The organism is Exiguobacterium sp. s43, assembly GCF_018617255.1.
GTDB lineage: Bacteria > Bacillota > Bacilli > Exiguobacteriales > Exiguobacteriaceae > Exiguobacterium > Exiguobacterium profundum.
In genome coordinates, this window is the sequence record NZ_JACSJT010000003.1 from 18,100 (window position 1) to 36,674 (window position 18,575).

An 18,575-nucleotide genomic window follows, 5' to 3' on the forward strand; every position below is an offset into this window, starting at 1 on the left:
CTTGCGGATGCAACTCGATAAATTACGAGGTCGAGAGCTTGATCAATTGTTTGAAGCGATTTTGAAGCTCGAGACACTCGAAGACTGTTATCAATTATTCGAAGATTTAGCGACTGTTAATGAAATTCAAGCACTTGCGCAACGACTTGAAGTGGCGCGGCAAATTCGTGAAGGAAACACGTATCATAAAATTGAGGATGCGACAGGCGCCTCAACGGCCACGATTTCACGTGTGAAGCGATGCTTGAACTATGGGACAGGCGGATACGATCTCGCTCTTGAACGTCTACAACAAACAAAAGGTGACTCGTAAGAGTCATCTTGTTTTTGATGGAGGGGAGGGGCGAGATGCAACAGAAATTCATGAAACAGAACTTACAATTGTTCTTTCGAAATTTAACACCGGTTCAAACACTCGTATTAATTTATAGTGCGGCAGCGATTTTATCAGTTTTGCTTCTCGCCTTACCAATCGCCCACAAGCCCGGAGTGACGATCACATTTACCGATCTTGTCTTCTTTGCGGTGAGCTGTGTCAGTGTCACCGGTCTGACACCGATTGTAGTCACCGATACTTTCTCCACGTTCGGCTTATTTATCATCCTGTTCATCGTCCAAGTGAGCGGTGTCGGATTGATCAGTTTGCACGTCATCATGTGGATCTTACTTGGGAAACGAATTGGGTTTAGGGAAAGACAACTGATTTTACGCGACCAAAACCAGACGTCGATGTCTGGTATCGTCAAATACATCACGGAAATCGTCATCACCGTAATCGCCATTGAAGCGGTCGGTGCCGTCTTGCTCGGGGTCCATTACTTAAGTTATTTTGATACCGCCGGAGAAGCCTTCTTGCAAGGATTGTTCGGGTCGGTCAGTGCGACGACGAATGCCGGGTTTGACATTACGGGAAGTTCGCTCGCACCATTCCGTGAGGACCCGTTCGTCATCTTTACACAAATCGCGCTCATGACCGGTGGTGCCATCGGATTCCCAGTGCTTGTAGAAATTCGAACGTACTTGGTGAGCCGAATCACTCGAAAACGTCATACGTTCCCAAGTCGATTCTCTTTGTTCACGAAATTGACGGTTTCGACCTTCTTTATTTTGATTGCCGTCGGTACGGTCGGCTTGTTCATCTTTGAATACAACAATGCCTTTAAAGACTTGCCGCTTTGGTTGGCACTTTCGGATTCGTTGTTCCAATCCGTGACGACACGAAATGGTGGTCTATCGACGGTAGATGTCAATTTGTTCTCTGAAGCGAGCATGTTGCTTCTGTCCATCCTTATGTTCATCGGGGCGTCTCCATCGTCTGTCGGTGGGGGGATTCGGACGACAACGTTTGCTGTAGCCGTTCTCGCTGTCATCGCCTTCATTCGCGGGGACTCGTCCATCAAAATTTTCGGTCGTGAAATCGTCCTTGAAGATATTTGGAAAGCGTTCGTTATCATTACGGTCTCGCTTGCCGTGTTACTATCAGGTGTCATGGTCATGGCTTATTTTGAGGATGCTTCGTTGACACGAATCTTATTCGAGGCGTGTTCTGCGTTCGGGACGACGGGCCTATCCGTCGGATTGTCCTCCGAATTTAGTAACGTTGGAAAATGGGTGTTGACGATTCTCATGTTCATCGGTCGGATCGGCGTCATCGCCTTCATTCTCATCCTGCAACGGAGACAACCGAAGCGGATGTATAACTATCCGAAAGAATCAATCATCTTAGGATAAGGAGATTGTCATATGAAAGCATTTTGGATCAACTTCGGATACGTCTTTATTGTTCCGGTTCTTCCGTTTATCGCCATCGTCAATGGAACGGCGCTCTGTTCACCGGACTCGCCGCTCCTTGACATACCGGTGCTCGGATTCTTTTTAGCGAATCCGCTCTGGTTCGTCCCCGTTTACGGTCTATTCGCCTTGCTTGTTGCGAAATGGTTGACGGATCGGGAACGGAATCGTACGGTACGTTCGTGACTTGCTTCGGCAAGTCTTTTTTTGTTGGGGAGATGCACGGGAGGAAAAAAATCGATACACTAGAGAAGGATTCGATAGGAGGGAATGAGTTGGAATTTCAGACGTGGCGACATGTGTTTAAACTAGATCCGAATAAGGAACTCACAGATGAGGCGCTCGAGGCCCTCATCCATTCTGGGACCGACGCCTTTTTGATTGGAGGAACGGATGGGGTTGATGCAGAGAATACATTTGCGCTATATGCTAGAGTCCGAGATGCCGGGATTCCAATCGCACTTGAGATTAGTCATCCTAGTCAAGTCATCCACGGATTCAATCATTACTTCGTGCCCACCGTGCTGAATGCGGGAACTCCGGAATGGATCATTGGACATCATGCTCGTGCGTTTGAACGATACGGCCATTTCTTTGATGACCGTCTTGTAACGGCTCAAGGGTATCTCGTCTTGAACCCGGACGCGAAAGTCGCTGACGTGACGGAAGCACGATGCGATTTGACGATCGAAGAGTCCGTGGCATACGCGGAAGTTGGACATCACTTGTTCCGTCTTCCCTCGCTCTATATCGAATATAGTGGACGACTCGGGAATCCTGATGTCGTCAAAGAGATTCGTTTGGCGTTACCTGATGCACATCTCTTTTACGGTGGTGGCATCGAGGGAGAAGAGACGGCACGATTAATGGGTGCACATGTCGACACGATTGTTGTCGGCAATATCATTTATGAAGACTTAGCTGGAGCACTTGCGACTGTACGAGCACTCCGATAAAATAAGAACAAACGTTTGGAACAAGGAAGGAAACAATTATGTATAATCTTAGCGAAGAATTAGTCAAAGGGATGAACCCGGAACAAGCAGAAGCGGTGAAGCATACGGATGGCCCGCTGTTGATTATGGCGGGTGCAGGGTCTGGGAAGACTCGTGTCTTGACCCATCGTGTCGCCTATTTGATGGCGGCGAAGCAAGTGGCACCGTGGAACATTTTAGCGATCACGTTCACGAATAAGGCAGCACGAGAAATGAAAGATCGGATTGCGCGTCTTGTGGGTGGTGTCGCCGAGGACATTTGGATTTCTACATTCCACTCCATGTGCGTCCGGATTTTACGACGTGATATCGATCGCATCCGGTATGACCGGAGCTTTTCTATTTTAGATGCCTCAGATCAATTGACAGCGATCAAACAGGTGTTGAAAGAATTGAACCTCGACCCGAAGAAGTACGAACCGCGTACCCTTCTCGGGATGATTTCAAATCATAAAAATGAGCTGCGTACGGCGAAAGATGCGGCTGCCCTCGTTGGGAACAATCCGTACGAGCGAATCATCTCGGACGTCTACACAGCGTATGAGAAAAAGTTGAAACAAAATAATGTTCTCGACTTTGACGATTTGATTATGAAGACGATTCACTTATTCCAAGAAGCGCCGGATGTGTTGGCGTTCTATCAGAAAAAATTTAAGTACATCCATGTCGATGAGTATCAGGATACGAACCGTGCCCAATATACACTCGTCAAACTTCTCGCGCAGGCACACGAGAATTTGTGTGTCGTGGGGGACTCGGATCAGTCCATTTATCGTTGGCGCGGTGCCGACATCGCCAACATCTTGACGTTCGAGAAAGATTATCCGAGCGCACATGTCATCTTGCTCGAACAAAACTATCGTTCGACGAAACGGATTTTGGAGGCGGCGAACGGTGTCATCCAAAACAACGCTTCCCGTAAAGATAAGAACTTGTGGACTGAAAATGACGAAGGAGAGAAACTGTTGCTCCATGTCGCATCGGACGATCGCGACGAAGCGTTCTTCATCATGAATCAGATGAAAGAGCTGAAGATGGAAGGGATGGACTACGGACAGATGGCGGTCCTTTATCGGACGAACGCTCAATCACGTGGACTCGAGGAGATGCTCCTCAAGTCGAACATCCCATACAAAATGGTCGGCGGGACGAAGTTCTATGAGCGAAAAGAGATCAAGGACGTCCTCGCATACTTGCGATTGATTGCCAACCCGGATGAGGACATCTCGTTCGTTCGCGTCGTCAATGAGCCGAAACGCGGAATCGGTGCCGCGACGATTGATAAACTAGGTGACTTTGCAGATATGCAAGGCGTCTCACTTATGGATGCGATTCGTGACATCGAATTGTCAGGCATCGCCCCACGCACTGCGACGAAACTCGCGGAATTCCGCCAAATGATGCTGGATTTACGGCAGATGGCGGACTACCTCTCCATTTCAGAACTCGTCGAAGAGGTATTGAAAAAGACAGGATATGAAGAGATGCTCAAAATCGAGAAGACTCTTGAAGCGGAAAGCCGACTCGAGAACTTGCAAGAGTTTCTGTCAGTCGCCCAAAACTTTGAGAAAGAGAGCGATGAACAGACGCTCGTCGCCTTCCTTACCGATTTGACGCTCGTCTCAGACCTCGATTCACTCGATGAAGTCGATGAGTCGCATCAAGTCACGTTGATGACGTTGCACTCGGCGAAGGGACTTGAATTCCCGGTCGTCTTCTTGATTGGAATGGAAGAAGGACTTTTCCCGCACAGCCGTGCCTTGAACGACGAGGAAGAGATGGAAGAAGAACGTCGTCTCGCGTATGTCGGAATCACCCGTGCCGAGAAGCGTCTCTATTTGACGCGTGCCCAGTCACGGATGCTATATGGTCGCTTCCAAAACAACCCGGAGTCGAGATTCTTGCATGAGTTGCCGGAAACGTTGTTGGAGCGGTCCGGTAAGGCGAGAAAACCAATGCCATGGAATCCGGTCGAGTCACCAGGGAAGTTACCGGTGAATGGCTTTAGTTCGAAACCGAAGCCGAAACTCGCCCAATCGTCCGGTGCCGAAACAGTCGGGTGGAACGTCGGCGACAAAGCAAATCATAAGAAATGGGGACAAGGGACGGTCGTGCAGACACGTGGTGAAGGCGACCAACTCGAAGTCGACATCGCATTCCCAGAAGTCGGTATCAAGCGCCTGTTGGCTAAGTTTGCCCCTATCGAAAAAGCGTGAGGTGAGGATATGGAGATGGCAGAACGCGTAGAAGAGCTACGTCAAACGTTAAATCAATACGGATACGAGTATTACGCGCTCGATCGTCCGAGCGTGCCGGATTCGGAGTATGATCGATTGATGAACGAATTGATTCAAATCGAGACCGATTATCCAGAACTTCGAACACCGGACTCCCCGACGCAACGCGTCGGAGGAGCGCCGCTCGACGCATTCGTCAAAGTGACACATGACACACCGATGCTCTCGCTTGGAAACGTCTTCTCGAAAGAGGAACTTGTGGAATGGGTGGAGCGAATCGAGAAAGATCTCGGTTACACACCGACATTCGTGGCGGAACTCAAATTTGATGGACTCGCCGTTTCGTTAAAATATGAGAATGGTCGTCTCCTTCGTGGTGCGACGCGCGGGGACGGGACGACGGGTGAGGACATCACGCAAAACTTGAAGACGATTCGTTCCATTCCCCTTCGATTAAATGAGGACGTGACGTTTGAAGTGCGTGGTGAGGCATACATGCCGAAACGTTCGTTCGAACAATTGAATGATGAACGAGAACGTGTCGGTGAGCCACTTTTCGCAAATCCGAGAAACGCAGCTGCCGGTTCACTTCGACAACTTGACTCAAAAATTGCGGCGTCGAGAAACTTGGCGTTCTTCGCATACGGTTTGGTGTCGCAAGACGATCTTGTCGCGTCACATGACGAGTCACTCGATTATTTGAAACGACTCGGTGTCGCTGTGAGCGGAGATTATACAACATGCCAGACAGCGGATGAACTGTGGGATTACATTGAGACATACGTGACGAAACGGAGTGACCTCCCATATGAAATTGATGGGATCGTCATCAAAGTGGCCGGGTATGAAGAACAGGAACAACTTGGTTTCACCGCTAAAAGTCCCCGCTGGGCCGTCGCGTACAAGTTCCCGGCAGAAGAAGTTGTGACGACGATTGAGGACGTCGATTTCAGTGTCGGACGTACAGGGAAGGTCACACCACGGGCGCGATTTGCTCCGGTTTCTGTGGCAGGTTCGACCGTGACGTATGCGACGCTTCACAATGAAGATTTTATAAAAGAAAAAGACCTTCATATCGGTGACCGAGTCGTCATCAAAAAAGCAGGAGACGTCATTCCGGCCGTCGTATCGGCATTGGCGAGTGAACGGAGTGGGGAAGAGCGGGTGATTGAATTCCCAACGCATTGTCCGGCGTGTGGGTCGGAGTTGATTCGACTCGAAGGAGAGGCGGATCATCGTTGCGTCAATCCGGAATGTCCGGCTCAACTGCTTGAAGGACTCATCCATTTCGTGTCGAGACAAGCGATGAACATCGACGGGCTCGGCGAGAAAGTGATCACGCAGCTTCACGAAGCAGGGCTCGTCCATAATGTGGCCGACCTGTATCGCTTGGACCGAGATGATTTACTTGGACTCGAGCGCATGGGCGAGACGTCAGTGACGAACTTGCTCTCAGCAATCGAACAATCGAAGCAAAATTCATTGGAACGGGTGCTCTTCGCCCTCGGGATTCGACTCGTCGGACAAAAGGCCGCTTCTTTAATTGCAGAACGGTTCGAGACGATGGATGCGATCATCGCTGCGACAGTTGAAGAGTTGACATCCATCGATGGCATCGGGACGAAGATGGCCGAATCGATTGTCCTCTATTTCGAAAAACCAGAAGCACGTGAACTCGTCAAAGAATTGGCGGAATCAGGTGTGAACTTATCATTCAAAGGAATGAAGCGTCCAACGACTGAAGGGGCACCGCTCTCTGGGAAGACAGTCGTATTGACGGGGAAATTGCATGAGATGACACGTGGCGAGGCTGGGAAGCAGCTTGAACTCCTCGGCGCGAGTGTGACAGGGAGCGTGAGTAAAAACACAGACTTGCTCGTCGCCGGTGAAAAGGCAGGTTCGAAGCTGGCGAAAGCCGAATCTCTCGGAATCGAAGTATGGGATGAAGCCAAGCTGCTCGACTTTTTAAAGGAACAAGCATAAACGTTCGCTTCGGCGAACGTTTTTTTCGGAAATAATTGGGATTGAGCAGGTTCGCACAAGCGTGTGAGGGGTATAGATTAACTAAATCAAAATGCTAATATATTTTTGCGAGAGAACCCTTTGACACCATGACTTTCACACACACATTCCTCTCATTCCTCTACGTGGTGAACGTCGTCATCGGAACGATTGCGATTCGAGCGCTTGTTTTCACCTTAGAGGAGGGACCAACATCATGACACACAACATCCAGCGCTTCGTTGCCGTATTTACCATCCTCATGCTCCTTTCAACCTTATTTGGGGTGCCCACCGCCAAAGCGGACACGACCACGTTCCGGTATATCCAAGTGAATTTGACAGATGAGGAAAGCGAAACATTATATGAATCAAGTCTTGTCTATGAAGGAATCACGTATTACGGGGTCCGTGAATCAGCTGACGTTTGGCGATTTATGATTGATGCGGAAGTAGTAGACGACTCGTTGATTGACCTCATCACGCTCTATGATGCGGAAGGTGTACCGTATACGTTTTCTCCACACACTGTCACGGAAGCCTATCCTGTCGAAGTGGAGGAACCGCCTGTAGTCACAGAACCAGACCCATCAGAAGAGGTGACGCCACCGGTTGAACCAGAACCAGTCGTCGAAGAGCCGACGACTGAACCGACGTTACCGAAGCTCGCCGTTGAAGCAATCAACATCGCCGCAGTCGACCGAGCCGTTGTCGGAGGCGAAATATCGTATACGTTCATTGTAGAAAACACAGGAGACACGCCGATGACGGTGACAGAATTCTCTCATGAGTATGTGAGCGGAGACATCGATCATCAATCAATCGAATCGTTCAATCAACACGTATTTGATCGTTTGCATGAATTAATAGGAGAAGACGGTCTCTTGCCGGGGGAACGGGTGGAAGTGACAGAAGTTTTAGCGATTCAGATCGGATATTCGTTCGACGCTCATCCTGAGATCGGCAGTGTCTTTCGGGTGACCGGAGTGGATGAATTCGACCGGGTTGTCACGTCAGAAAGTCAACAAATTATCCTTTTGCAAACACCAGACTTCACCGTGAATGCAACGGTTGAGAAAGCGACCGTTCAACCGGGAGAGCCCGTTCGTTATACGTATACGATAACCAATCCTTCGAGAGTCACCCTGTTTTTAGCGAAAGCAGTTCTTACATGGCCAAGCGGTGCCTTGACAAAAGAAGAACAACACCTGGCAAATCAACGATTCGCAGAGCTAGTCGAAGCGATTCCTGCCTTCAGAGACGGTCTCGGTCCGGAAGAAGAAGTGACGTTCTCGTTTGAGCTTCCGCTCCTCACATCTTATGATATGAGAGCCGGGGCTGAATTGATTCAACGTGCCACATTCACCTTTGAGGTGGATGAAGGGATTGCGGTTACTCACTCTGTCGACGTACCGGTAGCAGTGAAGCAACCTGTTCCGGTAAAAGAAGAGCCGAAACAAGACGCTAACAAACAGAAGACAGAGGTGAAAACCACACCACCTGCCGTGACAGTCGTTGTCAAAGAGAGTGGAGCGAAACGAGTCGAGCACATCGATGAAGCCGATTCGTACGCACAAGGCGTACTTCCGATGACAGGCGAAGCGGATGATTTGTGGCACGTCATGCTCGGTACACTTCTCTTCGCGTCAGGACTCCTACTGTTGATTCGTCGCAACCACCCGTCAACGAAACCATAAATCGACATCCCTTCTCGTTCATTCGAGAAGGGATTTGTTCTGATTCCGCTTCGATACTTTTTTCGTGGAACGATTTTGTTATAATGGACAAAGTGAAATAGGAAACGATGTTCAAAGGAGCTAGACATAGATGAAATGGAAACAACTCGTCATCCCGACAATCGCCTCTGCGCTATTGTTGAGCGGATGTTCAATGAAAATACCGATGGGTGAAGAAGAAGCGACACCAACAGGGGACGAAACAGCGGCCGAAGGCGTCACACAAGCGATCGAAGCCCGTGACTCTTATTACCAGATGGTCATTCCGTTCAAACCGGCGGCGGCGAGAGGTCTCGCCCAACGTCAAGTCAGTTCATCGTTAGAACTCGAAGAAGTCGAACTCGGTCTCATGCGTCATTCAACGGACGCGTTCGACCCGGAAAAGTTCGCTTATCAAGAGGGACAGCTGTTGAATGCGGAGGATGTGTCCCGTTTACTTGCACGGAAAGATAAAAGTAATGAAGGATTGACACCCTTGAACCCGGCATATGCGGATGGCAAGGCAGAAGTCGAAGACGACAAGTTTGTCGACGCAAACAAGAAATCACCACTTTATTTAGCTTCCATTGTCGAACAGAACTACATGACGAAAGAGGACAGCGGGTATAAGGTTGGAGGCGTATCGTTTGCACTCATATTGAACCGTGAGTATGTCTTCCAAGCACCGAACTATGGTCCAACGTACACCGTCAAACTCGATCAAAAGAAAGTGATCGCAGAAGGGGAACGTATGGCGAACGAGCTCGTCTCCCAATTACGGAAGCGGGAAGACTTCAAGGATCTCGATATCAATGTCGCGCTCTATATGAAATCGACACAAGGTTCACCGACACCGGGGAACTATATCAAATCGGCTTTCGTTGGGACGGCGGATCAGGTCAAATCGGACGACTGGAAAGCGATCGATGAGAAGTACTACTACTTCCCGTCGACATCAGCGACGTCTGACGTACGCGAGGACGCTCAGAAGTTTACGCTCTTCAGCGATCGGATCGCAGACCTTTTCCCGGACTATAGCGGGATGATCGGGAAAGGTTTTTATCAGAATGGAGATTTATCGAGAATGGAGATTGATATCCCGATTCAGTTTTACAGTCGCGCTGAGCTCGTCGGATTCACACAACACGTTGTCGGCTTGCTTGAAAACCGTTGGGAATATAATCGGAACGTTCCGGTTCGAATTAACGTGACATCCCTCGGTGGAGACCCTGAAGTGACCATTGTGTTCGAGGACGGAATGGATAGTCCGAAAGTATACTTCTAAAGGAGGAGAGGTTCGTTTTTTTGAAACGAATCTCTTCTTTTTTTCGTATGAAAAGTGAAAGTGAAAAGTGAAAGGATAATCTTTGACCTTATTTGACCAAATGAGTAGAATAGAGTTAACAGAAACGGGAAAGGGATAGGTGAGGTGAATCCATATGGCTAAAAACTATTACGATGAGCTTGGTGTTTCCAAAGGAGCGACCGAGCAGGAGATTAAACGCGCATACCGGAAACTGGCGAAACAATACCATCCGGACGTCAATAAAGATCCTGGGGCACAGGATCGCTTCAAATCGATTCAAGAGGCGTTCGACGTGTTGAGCGACCCGGAGAAGAAGGCGAACTATGATCGATATGGTAGCCCAGATGGACCGTCATTCGGACAAGGGTTCGGAGGCGGTGGGGAAGCTTACGGGGAAGGCTCATCTCAATTCGAGGATCTCTTCCGACAATTCGGCGGGGGGTCACGTACGACTTCGCGGACGTTCGGGTTTGAAGATATGTTCGGAAGCTTCTTTGACCAAGCGGTCGACGAAGACTTGGATGAGACCGTTCGTGTCAACATCCCGCTTAGTCAATTGACGAAAGAGTCGAAAGTGAGTCTGCGTCTTCAAACGGGTACCGTGAACGTCAAAATTCCACAAGGTGCTTATGAAGGTCAGAAGTTGCGCTTGAAAGGAAAGGGAAGCCGGGTCGGACAATCGGGAAACCGAGGTGATGTATATGTCGAACTTCACTTTGCCGATGACGATACGTATCGTCGCGAAGGAGAGCATATCGTGACAGTGAAACGTTTGCGACCGCTTGAGTTTTTAGACGGGACGAGCGTCATCATTGCGACACTCGACGGGGGACGCGTGAAGTTGAAAGTGAAACCGGGAAGCCGTCCGGGACAACGGATGCGTATTCCGGGCCGAGGTGTCATGACCGGTTCGAAAGTACGGTCGGACTTGTTCGTGCAGCTTGAAGTCGACCTGCCGCTTGATGAGACGTACCGGGCTGTATATGAAAAAATCGAACGTTAATGGATAAGGAGGAATCGTGATGGACTTTAATCGTTTCACCGATAAAGCACATGAATGCATTGTCAGTTCACAAGCGTTAGCGAAACAGTATCATCATAGCGAAATCAATGAGTGGCATGTATTGGCCTCAATGATTTCACAGACGGACGGGATTGCGCCGTTGCTGTTTCAAAAAATGGAGATCAACGTGTCAGAGATTGAAGGAGAAGTCGCGCTTTCTCTGAAACATGCGCCGAAACTCCAAAACCCGACGACACCGATGATTTCAGCCTCTCTCTTAAGCGTCTTGACGACTGCGGAACGAGAAGCGACGGGGATGAATGATGAGTACGTATCGGTCGAACATATTCTACTCGGTATTTTGTTGAACAGCAGTCAGGCACAGACGATGCTCGAACGGAAAGGTGTCACCGAAGAACGACTCCGTGAGGCGCTTGTCGCTGTGCGTGGGAACCGTCGCATCACATCGAAGTCGCCTGAAGCGACTTATGATGTCTTGACGAAATACGGACGCGACCTCATTCAAGAAGTGAAGACAGGTAAAATCGATCCTGTCATCGGACGTGACAGTGAGATTCGTCGTGTCATTCGAATCCTAAGTCGAAAAACAAAAAATAACCCTGTCCTCATCGGAGAACCAGGGGTCGGGAAGACAGCGATTGTCGAAGGGCTCGCCCAGCGCATCGTTCGTGGAGATGTACCGGAAAGTTTGAAAGACAAAACCATCTTCAGCCTCGATATGAGCTCCCTCGTTGCCGGTGCGAAATATCGCGGAGAGTTCGAGGAACGTCTACAGGCCGTCTTGTCCGAAGTGAAAGAAGCGGAAGGCACCATCATCCTCTTCATCGATGAACTTCACACGATTGTCGGTGCAGGAAAGTCTGAGGGGTCGATGGACGCCGGTAACATGTTGAAACCGATGCTCGCCCGAGGCGAACTGCATTGTATCGGTGCGACGACGCTCGACGAGTATCGCCAATATATCGAGAAGGACCCGGCCCTTGAGCGGCGTTTCCAACAAGTACTTGTCGCTGAACCGGATGTCGAGGATACGGTTTCCATCTTGCGCGGTTTAAAAGAACGCTTTGAGATTCACCACGGGGTACGCATCCATGACAACGCGCTCGTCGCGGCGGCTGTGCTATCCAATCGCTATATCACGGACCGCTTCATGCCGGACAAGGCGATTGATCTCGTCGACGAGTCGTGTGCGATGATTCGAACAGAGATGGAGTCGATGCCAGCTGAGCTTGATGAATTGGTCCGTCGGGTCATGCAGCTTGAAATCGAAGAGGCGGCTCTTAAAAAAGAGAGCGATGCCGTTTCCATGAAGCGACTTGAGGCGCTCCAACAGGAATTGGCTTCTATCCGTGAACAGTCTGATTCGTTACGTCTCCGTTGGGAGAATGAGAAGGAGTCGACGCACCGCGTACAACAAATCCGTGGAGACCTTGAGAAAGTACGTCTCGAGTTACAAGAGGCAGAGAGTCGCTATGATTTGAACCGGGCCTCGGAACTGAAATATGGACGAATCCCGGAACTTGAGCGGGAACTAGAAGAAGCGGAACAGTTGGCGAGTTCGGTGACGCGTGAGCTCGTGCGTGAAGAAGTGACGGAAGAAGAAATCGCCGAGGTCGTCTCGAAATGGACGGGGATCCCGGTGACGAAACTGACAGAAGGAGAGCGTGATAAGCTTCTCAATCTAGAAGCGGTTTTGCATAAACGTGTGTTCGGACAAGATGATGCGATTCGTCTTGTCAGCGATGCAGTCATTCGAGCACGTGCTGGCATCAAAGACCCAAACCGTCCGATTGGTTCATTCCTTTTCCTCGGACCGACGGGGGTCGGGAAGACAGAACTCGGGAAAGCACTCGCGGAAGCGATGTTTGATTCAGAAGACCATATCGTTCGGCTGGATATGAGTGAATATATGGAGAAACATGCCGTATCGCGTCTCGTCGGTGCCCCTCCTGGCTATATCGGTTACGAAGAAGGTGGACAGTTGACGGAAGCGGTTCGCCGTAACCCGTACTCGGTTCTCTTACTCGATGAGGTCGAGAAAGCGCATCCGGACGTCTTCAATATCTTGCTACAATTGCTCGATGATGGTCGATTGACCGATTCGCACGGGCGCATCGTCGACTTCAAAAATACGATTGTCATTATGACGTCGAACATTGGGGCGGACATCTTGCTCGAAGCGGCGAAAGATGGCGTGATTGATGAGGACGAAGAGCGTCAAGTGCTCGACAAACTCCGTCGTCATTTCCGTCCTGAATTCTTGAACCGGGTCGATGAAACGATTCTGTTCCATCCGCTCACGAAAGATCAAATCGGTCAGATTGTCGAGAAAGCGGTCGGACGGATGAGTGAACGGCTCACGACACGCTCGATTCATATCGACATCACCGATGCAGCCAAAACGTTCGTTGCTGACGAAGCATATGAACCTCAATTTGGTGCGCGACCGATCAACCGATATGTACAACGGACGATTGAGACGAAACTTGCCCGTAGCATCCTCGCTGGAGACGTCGAGGATGGGCAAACGGTCATCATCGATGTCGAGAACGGGGCGTTGACATTACGCCCATCGACAGTCAATGCATAAAGAAAGAGGAATCCAAAATCGGATTCCTCTTTTATGTATGCCGACGTTCTCTGCTCAAAATCAAATAACTGATCCCAATAAAAATGAGGTAGAGTACCGTCCCAAAAAATGAGTTGAATACCCATGGAATTGTTCCCATGAAGCTGGCACGGGTCGCTTCTTGGAACCAGAGCAGTAGCCAAAAGAAAAAGCCAAGACTCGTTGCGAGGAGAACAAAAAATCCCGCCATGCCTTGTTTCGTCAATTGCTTGATTCCGAACCCAAGTAAAGCCGTAACAATGAAAATTGTACCTAACCCAATATAGAACAATCCGTCAATCGGTAAAGTCTGCACGGACACACCCTCTTTTCACCATCAGATTCATATAATCCAATCTTACACGGAGAGGAAATAAATGGGAATCGTTATTGTGAAACGAGAGGACGTTCTGGTTGATAGATACAGTACGGTTCTGATTCTTTGAAATCGCCAGTGACCGCATAGGCTCTAGCACGCGAACCACCACATAGATAACGATACTCACAGTACCCACACTTTCCGTGATGACTATCCGGATCACGTAGTGCCTTGAATGTCGGATGATGGCGATAAATATCGGCGAGAGGTGTCGTTCGGACGTTTCCGCAGGTGATCGGTAAAAATCCGGACGGCTGTACGTCCCCTGTATGTGAGATAAAGACGAATCCGTTGCCGTCATTCGTCCCACGAGGAGCTTTCGCCAAATCGTCATGTGGATGTCCGATTGGAGGGAGTCCTGCTGCCCGGCGTCGCTGATTTTCTTGGCGGGCGACTCTCCGATAAAATTGGGCTTCCGTCGTCGAGATGATGAAGGGTGCCGTCTCTTGTATGGAGAACGCCCATTTCAATACTTCCTCATGTCGCTCTGGTGTAATGGGTTGTAACAGGGATCCGCGTCCGGTCGGCACGAGGAAAAAGAGCGTCCAGACGGATACACCGAGGGATTCTACGAGTCTCGCCATTTCCGGTAATCGATCGACATTGTATTCGGTCACCGTCGTATTGATTTGAAATGACATCCCTTCTTCTCTGAAATATGAGATTCCTCGAATGGTACGGTCGAAGCTGCCGCGTGTACCGCGGAAGTAGTCATGCGTCACGGCGTCCGGTCCGTCAATAGAGAAGGCCCAACGTGACAAACCAGCTGCTTTTGCCCGTTTCACGGCATCGTGAGTTACACGAGGTGTAGCTGAAGGTGTCATGGAGACGCGCATCCCAAGGGAGGAAGCATATGCGGTCAATTCAAATAAATCTTCACGCATGAGAGGATCACCGCCCGTAAAGACGAGAATCGGGTTATCCATCGCATGAATCTCGCGAATCAATGCTTTCCCTTCTTCCGTGTCGAGTTCGTTTTCGTAACGATGAAATTGTGCCTCTGCCCGGCAGTGGACGCAGGAGAGCGCACAGGCCCGTGTGACTTCCCAAATGACGATGAACGGGTTCTCATTATAGTCGATACGTTTCATACCGTCACCGCCTGTCGAAGATGTAAGTGATCGACCGCCCGTTTGGCGGAATCGACGCAGTCAGGTAATCCGACCCCATGGAGAATGGCGCCACACGCTTCGACGCCGTCCCACTTCAAAAGTGCTTCTTCGAACGCGCGGACGTCCTGTTTATGACCGACCTCATACTGTGGCATCGTTTGAATGTGTCGCTCGACTTTCGTGAAGAGGGGAGTCCCGACTTTTTGAATGCGTCGAAGTTCGCCTAAAGCGAAGTTTGCGATTAGATCATCCTCTTCATGGAGCAGGGACGGGACATGTTCTGAACTGATATACATGCGGAGCAATGCTTTTCCTTTAGGTGCTAGGTGTGGCCATTTTTTATGCATCCAGCTACAAGCGGTCAAAGCGTTTCCTTCCGATTTGGCGATGACGTAGCCGGTTCCATCTAACGCATCCACTTCTGACTCGTCGAAGGCGGCGAGTACGGTCATCGAAGAGGTACGTTTTAACGATGACAAACGTTCGGCTTCCGGGAATCCGAGCAAAGGTCCGAGTGCATGCGGCGATGTGGCCATAATGATGCCATCAAACTGTTCGATCGTCCCATCGGCAAATGTGACTTCATGAGGTCGAACGGATTGAACGACCGTCTTTAACATGAGTCGATCAATCGACGGACGGAGCGCCTCGACGAGTGCTCCGAGTCCTTGCTCAATTGACAGGAACTTACCAGTCTCGGACGGCTTTACACCAGCTTGGACGGGAGGAGTGAGTGCTTTCATTCCGAGAATCAGACTGCGAGTTTTTTGTTCAATCGTGATAAACTGAGGGAAAGTAGACTCGATGCTCATGTCATCGAGTGTCCCGTTGTAAATCCCTGACAGAAGCGGTTCGATCATTGTATCAACTACTTCGGAGCCAAGTCTCGTCCGAAAGAAACGGTCGAGCGAGATATCCTCTCCTGCATACACGCGTGGAATCACGAGATCGAATCCGGCGCGAAGTTTTCCTCTCCAAGTAAAGAGATCCGTTTTGACCATCGGCCAAAACTTGGTCGGGATGCCCATGACCGATCCGGCCGGCATCTGTCTCAGTTGCTTCCGTACGTAAATGTAAGAAGTCCCGGTTCTGGAGCGGACGAGTTGATCTGCGAGACCTAGACTTGTAATAAGTGATGTCAAGGTCGGCTTTCGTGCCATATAACCGTCGGGTCCAGTCTCTAACGTAAAACCATCCCGATAAATGGTCTTAATTTTTCCACCGAGACGGTCCTGCGCCTCAATCAATGTGACATGAGCTCCGGCTTTTTTGGCATAATAGGCTGCGGCAAGTCCGGTGATGCCACCTCCGATAATCGCGATTCGATTCAATTGATTCACCCATTTCTCTAAAATTGTTGTCGTCTTAACGGTACCGAGAATGTTGACGGAGATATAGGATAAGTGTCACGGACTTCTAGACAAATTTGTCACGAATTCGAAAGGGGACGATGGAATGGCTTCCTTCCTCATCGTTGCGACTCTTGTGATGGTGGGCATAATTGGGTTTATTTTGGCCATGAATCGGCATGGAGAAAAGTTGGTTGGAGATGAGGAAAGTCCACCGATGATTTGGGCGGATGAGGACTGGTATAAAGATGATGGACCACCGGACGGATAATATGATAAGATGACCCGGTTGAAATTTGATGGAACATGAGGTGATGGAATGAATGTACTCGAACAACAGTTGAACCACTTGGTTGATGAGTGTCGTCCGTACACGGCTCAAGGGAAAGTGGCGGACTATATCCCTGAACTCGCACATGTGAAAAACGATTTACTCGGGGTGGCGATTTGTTTGCCGGATGGTACGTATATTCACGCGGGGGATGTTCATCACAAGTTTACGATTCAGAGCGTATCGAAGGCGCTCACACTTTGTTATGTATTGATGGAGTTCGGGGAGGACTATGTCTTTTCGAAAGTAGGGATGGAGCCGACGGGGGACGCATTCAACTCCATCGCCAAACTCGAGGAAACGGTCCCGTCAAAACCACTGAATCCGATGATTAACGCCGGAGCGTTAGCGGTGACGAGTATGATTTTGGGGGAGACGGCAGAACTCAAAATCTATCAGTTCCGCCAGTTTTTAGCGACGTTGTTAAATCGCTCGGTCGAGGAGGTCACGTACGACGAAAAAGTCGCCCGCTCTGAATACGAGACGACCGACTTGAACCGTGCCCTGCTCTATTTCATGCGTCATCATGGAATTGTGGATGGAGACGTCGATGAGATCATTGATGTGTATACGAAACAGTGTGCCATCGAGATTGATTGTTTTGATTTGGCGCGAATCGGGCGTGTCTTTGCAGGGAATGGAGAAGACCCGGATACGGGCGAAGAGTTGATTCCACGTCGGGTCGTCCGAATCGTCAAGGCCATCATGACGACGTGTGGCATGTATGATGCATCGGGTGAGTTCGCTGTCCGGGTCGGTCTTCCGGGAAAAAGTGGGGTATCGGGTGCCATCTTGGCGGTCGGGAACCACGAACTGGACTTGAATAACGTTGGGTTTGGCATATTTGGCCCGGCACTTGATTCAAAAGGGAACTCGATTGCCGGAATGAAGTTGTTGGAACTACTGATTGAGCGCTATACTTCGCGCTAAATCGAGAGGTGCTCCACGGATGCATCGAGTTCCTGCTGTAATGTTTCAATTTTTCTGTCGTATGCAGACTGTAGTTCAGCTGGAGGGGTGAAGGCGCGCCAACGCTTTAACAGTTGGTCATGGTCGTTCATATCACCGAGTTCAGTTTGCATCTTTTTTAACGTGCGGACAGTGTCCATCGAAGCATCCGATTCATAGCTTAGCAAGTACTCATGTAAGTAACGTTCGCGTTTGACGGCTAAACGGACTTTATGGAGTGCTTCAAGCTGTTCTTTTCCATCGGATTGTTCGTGATAGACGCGTACACGTTGCTTGCGCTCGCTTTTCGCCTTTTCTAACATCGGAGAGGCGTTCGTTTTTTTGAACGCACGAAATAACGGTCCGCCGATGAAACGACGTACTTGTTGATCGAGCGACGGGGTCATTTTTTCACTGACGCGGGTCGAAAGGATCGTCCGTGCGATGGCACGTTCTGTCTCCATCGCTTCAAGAAACGCATGGTCGAGTTCGGTTTTGGAATCAAACGTTTCGATGAGGACGTCGAGGTCGCGCACATGACCGAGCGCCTCCATCAATTGTTTGAGTTGTCGGAACGTCGCCGGCTTCGTTTCATATAGTTGCATAAACGTGATCAATTTCCGTAGATGAACGCGAGCGCGATGAATATCCTCGGAATTGTTGAAGGTGAGGGCTTCCGTCACATAGTGATTGAACGTGTTCCACGTTTCCAGCAGTTCAAATTTAAGCTTTTCTGCATGCCGTTGATTCATGATTATAAGTTCCTTTCTGAAAAAGAGA

Annotated in this window: 16 protein-coding genes; 12 read left to right on the top strand and 4 right to left on the bottom strand. The window is 49.7% G+C overall.

Translation table 11 applies throughout. The features are described from left to right. The first annotated feature begins 7 nt into the window (after nucleotides 1–7). The 10 genes from KNO79_RS12470 (at nucleotide 8) to clpB (ending at nucleotide 13,658) form a co-directional block, all read left to right on the top strand. Nucleotides 8–313, top strand: coding sequence for a YerC/YecD family TrpR-related protein (locus KNO79_RS12470; protein ID WP_015880718.1), 306 nt, complete (start codon nucleotides 8–10; stop codon nucleotides 311–313). A gap of 35 nt (nucleotides 314–348) precedes the next feature. Continuing rightward, complete coding sequence (locus tag KNO79_RS12475; RefSeq protein WP_214691438.1) at nucleotides 349–1,731, top strand: TrkH family potassium uptake protein; 1,383 nt, start codon at nucleotides 349–351, stop codon at nucleotides 1,729–1,731. Between the two features lie 12 nt (nucleotides 1,732–1,743). After that, entirely contained in the window at nucleotides 1,744–1,977 is a 234-nt protein-coding gene (locus KNO79_RS12480) for a hypothetical protein (RefSeq protein WP_214691439.1), read from the top strand. Between the two features lie 89 nt (nucleotides 1,978–2,066). Further along, nucleotides 2,067–2,747: a heptaprenylglyceryl phosphate synthase gene (pcrB, locus tag KNO79_RS12485; protein WP_214691440.1), complete on the top strand. Its 681-nt coding sequence runs from the start codon at nucleotides 2,067–2,069 to the stop codon at nucleotides 2,745–2,747. A 38-nt stretch (nucleotides 2,748–2,785) separates the two neighbouring features. Continuing rightward, nucleotides 2,786–5,002: a DNA helicase PcrA gene (pcrA, locus tag KNO79_RS12490; RefSeq protein WP_214691441.1), complete on the top strand. Its 2,217-nt coding sequence runs from the start codon at nucleotides 2,786–2,788 to the stop codon at nucleotides 5,000–5,002. Nucleotides 5,003–5,011: 9 nt separating this feature from the next. Next, entirely contained in the window at nucleotides 5,012–7,006 is a 1,995-nt protein-coding gene (gene ligA / locus KNO79_RS12495) for an NAD-dependent DNA ligase LigA (RefSeq protein ID WP_214691442.1), read from the top strand. Nucleotides 7,007–7,241: 235 nt separating this feature from the next. Continuing rightward, the gene (locus tag KNO79_RS12500; RefSeq protein WP_214691443.1) at nucleotides 7,242–8,720 is read left to right on the top strand and encodes an LPXTG cell wall anchor domain-containing protein; all 1,479 of its coding nucleotides are present in this window, start codon (nucleotides 7,242–7,244) and stop codon (nucleotides 8,718–8,720) included. 130 nt (nucleotides 8,721–8,850) lie between these two features. Continuing rightward, nucleotides 8,851–10,023, top strand: a complete 1,173-nt coding sequence (locus KNO79_RS12505) for a CamS family sex pheromone protein (RefSeq protein WP_214691444.1) — start codon at nucleotides 8,851–8,853, stop codon at nucleotides 10,021–10,023. Nucleotides 10,024–10,177: 154 nt separating this feature from the next. Next, nucleotides 10,178–11,047: a DnaJ C-terminal domain-containing protein gene (locus KNO79_RS12510; protein WP_214691445.1), complete on the top strand. Its 870-nt coding sequence runs from the start codon at nucleotides 10,178–10,180 to the stop codon at nucleotides 11,045–11,047. A 19-nt stretch (nucleotides 11,048–11,066) separates the two neighbouring features. Then, the gene (clpB, locus tag KNO79_RS12515) at nucleotides 11,067–13,658 is read left to right on the top strand and encodes an ATP-dependent chaperone ClpB (RefSeq protein WP_214691446.1); all 2,592 of its coding nucleotides are present in this window, start codon (nucleotides 11,067–11,069) and stop codon (nucleotides 13,656–13,658) included. 31 nt (nucleotides 13,659–13,689) lie between these two features. On the opposite strand, the gene KNO79_RS12520 is transcribed toward clpB, so the two are convergent. From KNO79_RS12520 to hemG, 3 genes are all read right to left on the bottom strand, one after another. Continuing rightward, on the bottom strand, nucleotides 13,690–13,992 hold the full coding sequence (locus KNO79_RS12520; RefSeq protein WP_214691447.1) for a hypothetical protein: 303 nt from the start codon (nucleotides 13,990–13,992) through the stop codon (nucleotides 13,690–13,692). 71 nt (nucleotides 13,993–14,063) lie between these two features. Further along, on the bottom strand, nucleotides 14,064–15,146 hold the full coding sequence (locus KNO79_RS12525) for a TIGR04053 family radical SAM/SPASM domain-containing protein (protein ID WP_214691448.1): 1,083 nt from the start codon (nucleotides 15,144–15,146) through the stop codon (nucleotides 14,064–14,066). Further along, nucleotides 15,143–16,507: a protoporphyrinogen oxidase gene (hemG, locus tag KNO79_RS12530; protein ID WP_214691449.1), complete on the bottom strand. Its 1,365-nt coding sequence runs from the start codon at nucleotides 16,505–16,507 to the stop codon at nucleotides 15,143–15,145. Before hemG ends, KNO79_RS12525 begins: the two co-directional genes overlap by 4 nt. Before the next feature lie 115 nt (nucleotides 16,508–16,622). Between hemG and KNO79_RS12535 the strand changes: the two genes are divergently transcribed. Together KNO79_RS12535 and glsA are read left to right on the top strand one after the other, a co-directional pair. Continuing rightward, nucleotides 16,623–16,787, top strand: coding sequence for a hypothetical protein (locus KNO79_RS12535; protein ID WP_214691450.1), 165 nt, complete (start codon nucleotides 16,623–16,625; stop codon nucleotides 16,785–16,787). Nucleotides 16,788–16,835: 48 nt separating this feature from the next. Continuing rightward, on the top strand, nucleotides 16,836–17,777 hold the full coding sequence (gene glsA / locus KNO79_RS12540) for a glutaminase A (protein ID WP_159563499.1): 942 nt from the start codon (nucleotides 16,836–16,838) through the stop codon (nucleotides 17,775–17,777). On the opposite strand, the gene KNO79_RS12545 is transcribed toward glsA, so the two are convergent. Beyond that, nucleotides 17,774–18,547 (bottom strand): CHAD domain-containing protein, encoded by a 774-nt coding sequence (locus tag KNO79_RS12545; protein ID WP_196431620.1) that lies wholly within the window; start codon nucleotides 18,545–18,547, stop codon nucleotides 17,774–17,776. The genes glsA and KNO79_RS12545 overlap by 4 nt on opposite strands. Nucleotides 18,548–18,575 lie beyond the last annotated feature (28 nt).

Coding starts and splice junctions, on each gene's coding strand:
- KNO79_RS12470 (WP_015880718.1), top strand. CDS start 8: ATGCAACTCGATAAATTACGAGGTCGAGAGCTTGATCAATTGTTTGAA.
- KNO79_RS12475 (WP_214691438.1), top strand. CDS start 349: ATGCAACAGAAATTCATGAAACAGAACTTACAATTGTTCTTTCGAAAT.
- KNO79_RS12480 (WP_214691439.1), top strand. CDS start 1,744: ATGAAAGCATTTTGGATCAACTTCGGATACGTCTTTATTGTTCCGGTT.
- pcrA (WP_214691441.1), top strand. CDS start 2,786: ATGTATAATCTTAGCGAAGAATTAGTCAAAGGGATGAACCCGGAACAA.
- ligA (WP_214691442.1), top strand. CDS start 5,012: ATGGAGATGGCAGAACGCGTAGAAGAGCTACGTCAAACGTTAAATCAA.
- KNO79_RS12500 (WP_214691443.1), top strand. CDS start 7,242: ATGACACACAACATCCAGCGCTTCGTTGCCGTATTTACCATCCTCATG.
- KNO79_RS12505 (WP_214691444.1), top strand. CDS start 8,851: ATGAAATGGAAACAACTCGTCATCCCGACAATCGCCTCTGCGCTATTG.
- KNO79_RS12510 (WP_214691445.1), top strand. CDS start 10,178: ATGGCTAAAAACTATTACGATGAGCTTGGTGTTTCCAAAGGAGCGACC.
- clpB (WP_214691446.1), top strand. CDS start 11,067: ATGGACTTTAATCGTTTCACCGATAAAGCACATGAATGCATTGTCAGT.
- KNO79_RS12525 (WP_214691448.1), bottom strand. CDS start 15,146: ATGAAACGTATCGACTATAATGAGAACCCGTTCATCGTCATTTGGGAA.
- KNO79_RS12535 (WP_214691450.1), top strand. CDS start 16,623: ATGGCTTCCTTCCTCATCGTTGCGACTCTTGTGATGGTGGGCATAATT.
- glsA (WP_159563499.1), top strand. CDS start 16,836: ATGAATGTACTCGAACAACAGTTGAACCACTTGGTTGATGAGTGTCGT.
- KNO79_RS12545 (WP_196431620.1), bottom strand. CDS start 18,547: ATGAATCAACGGCATGCAGAAAAGCTTAAATTTGAACTGCTGGAAACG.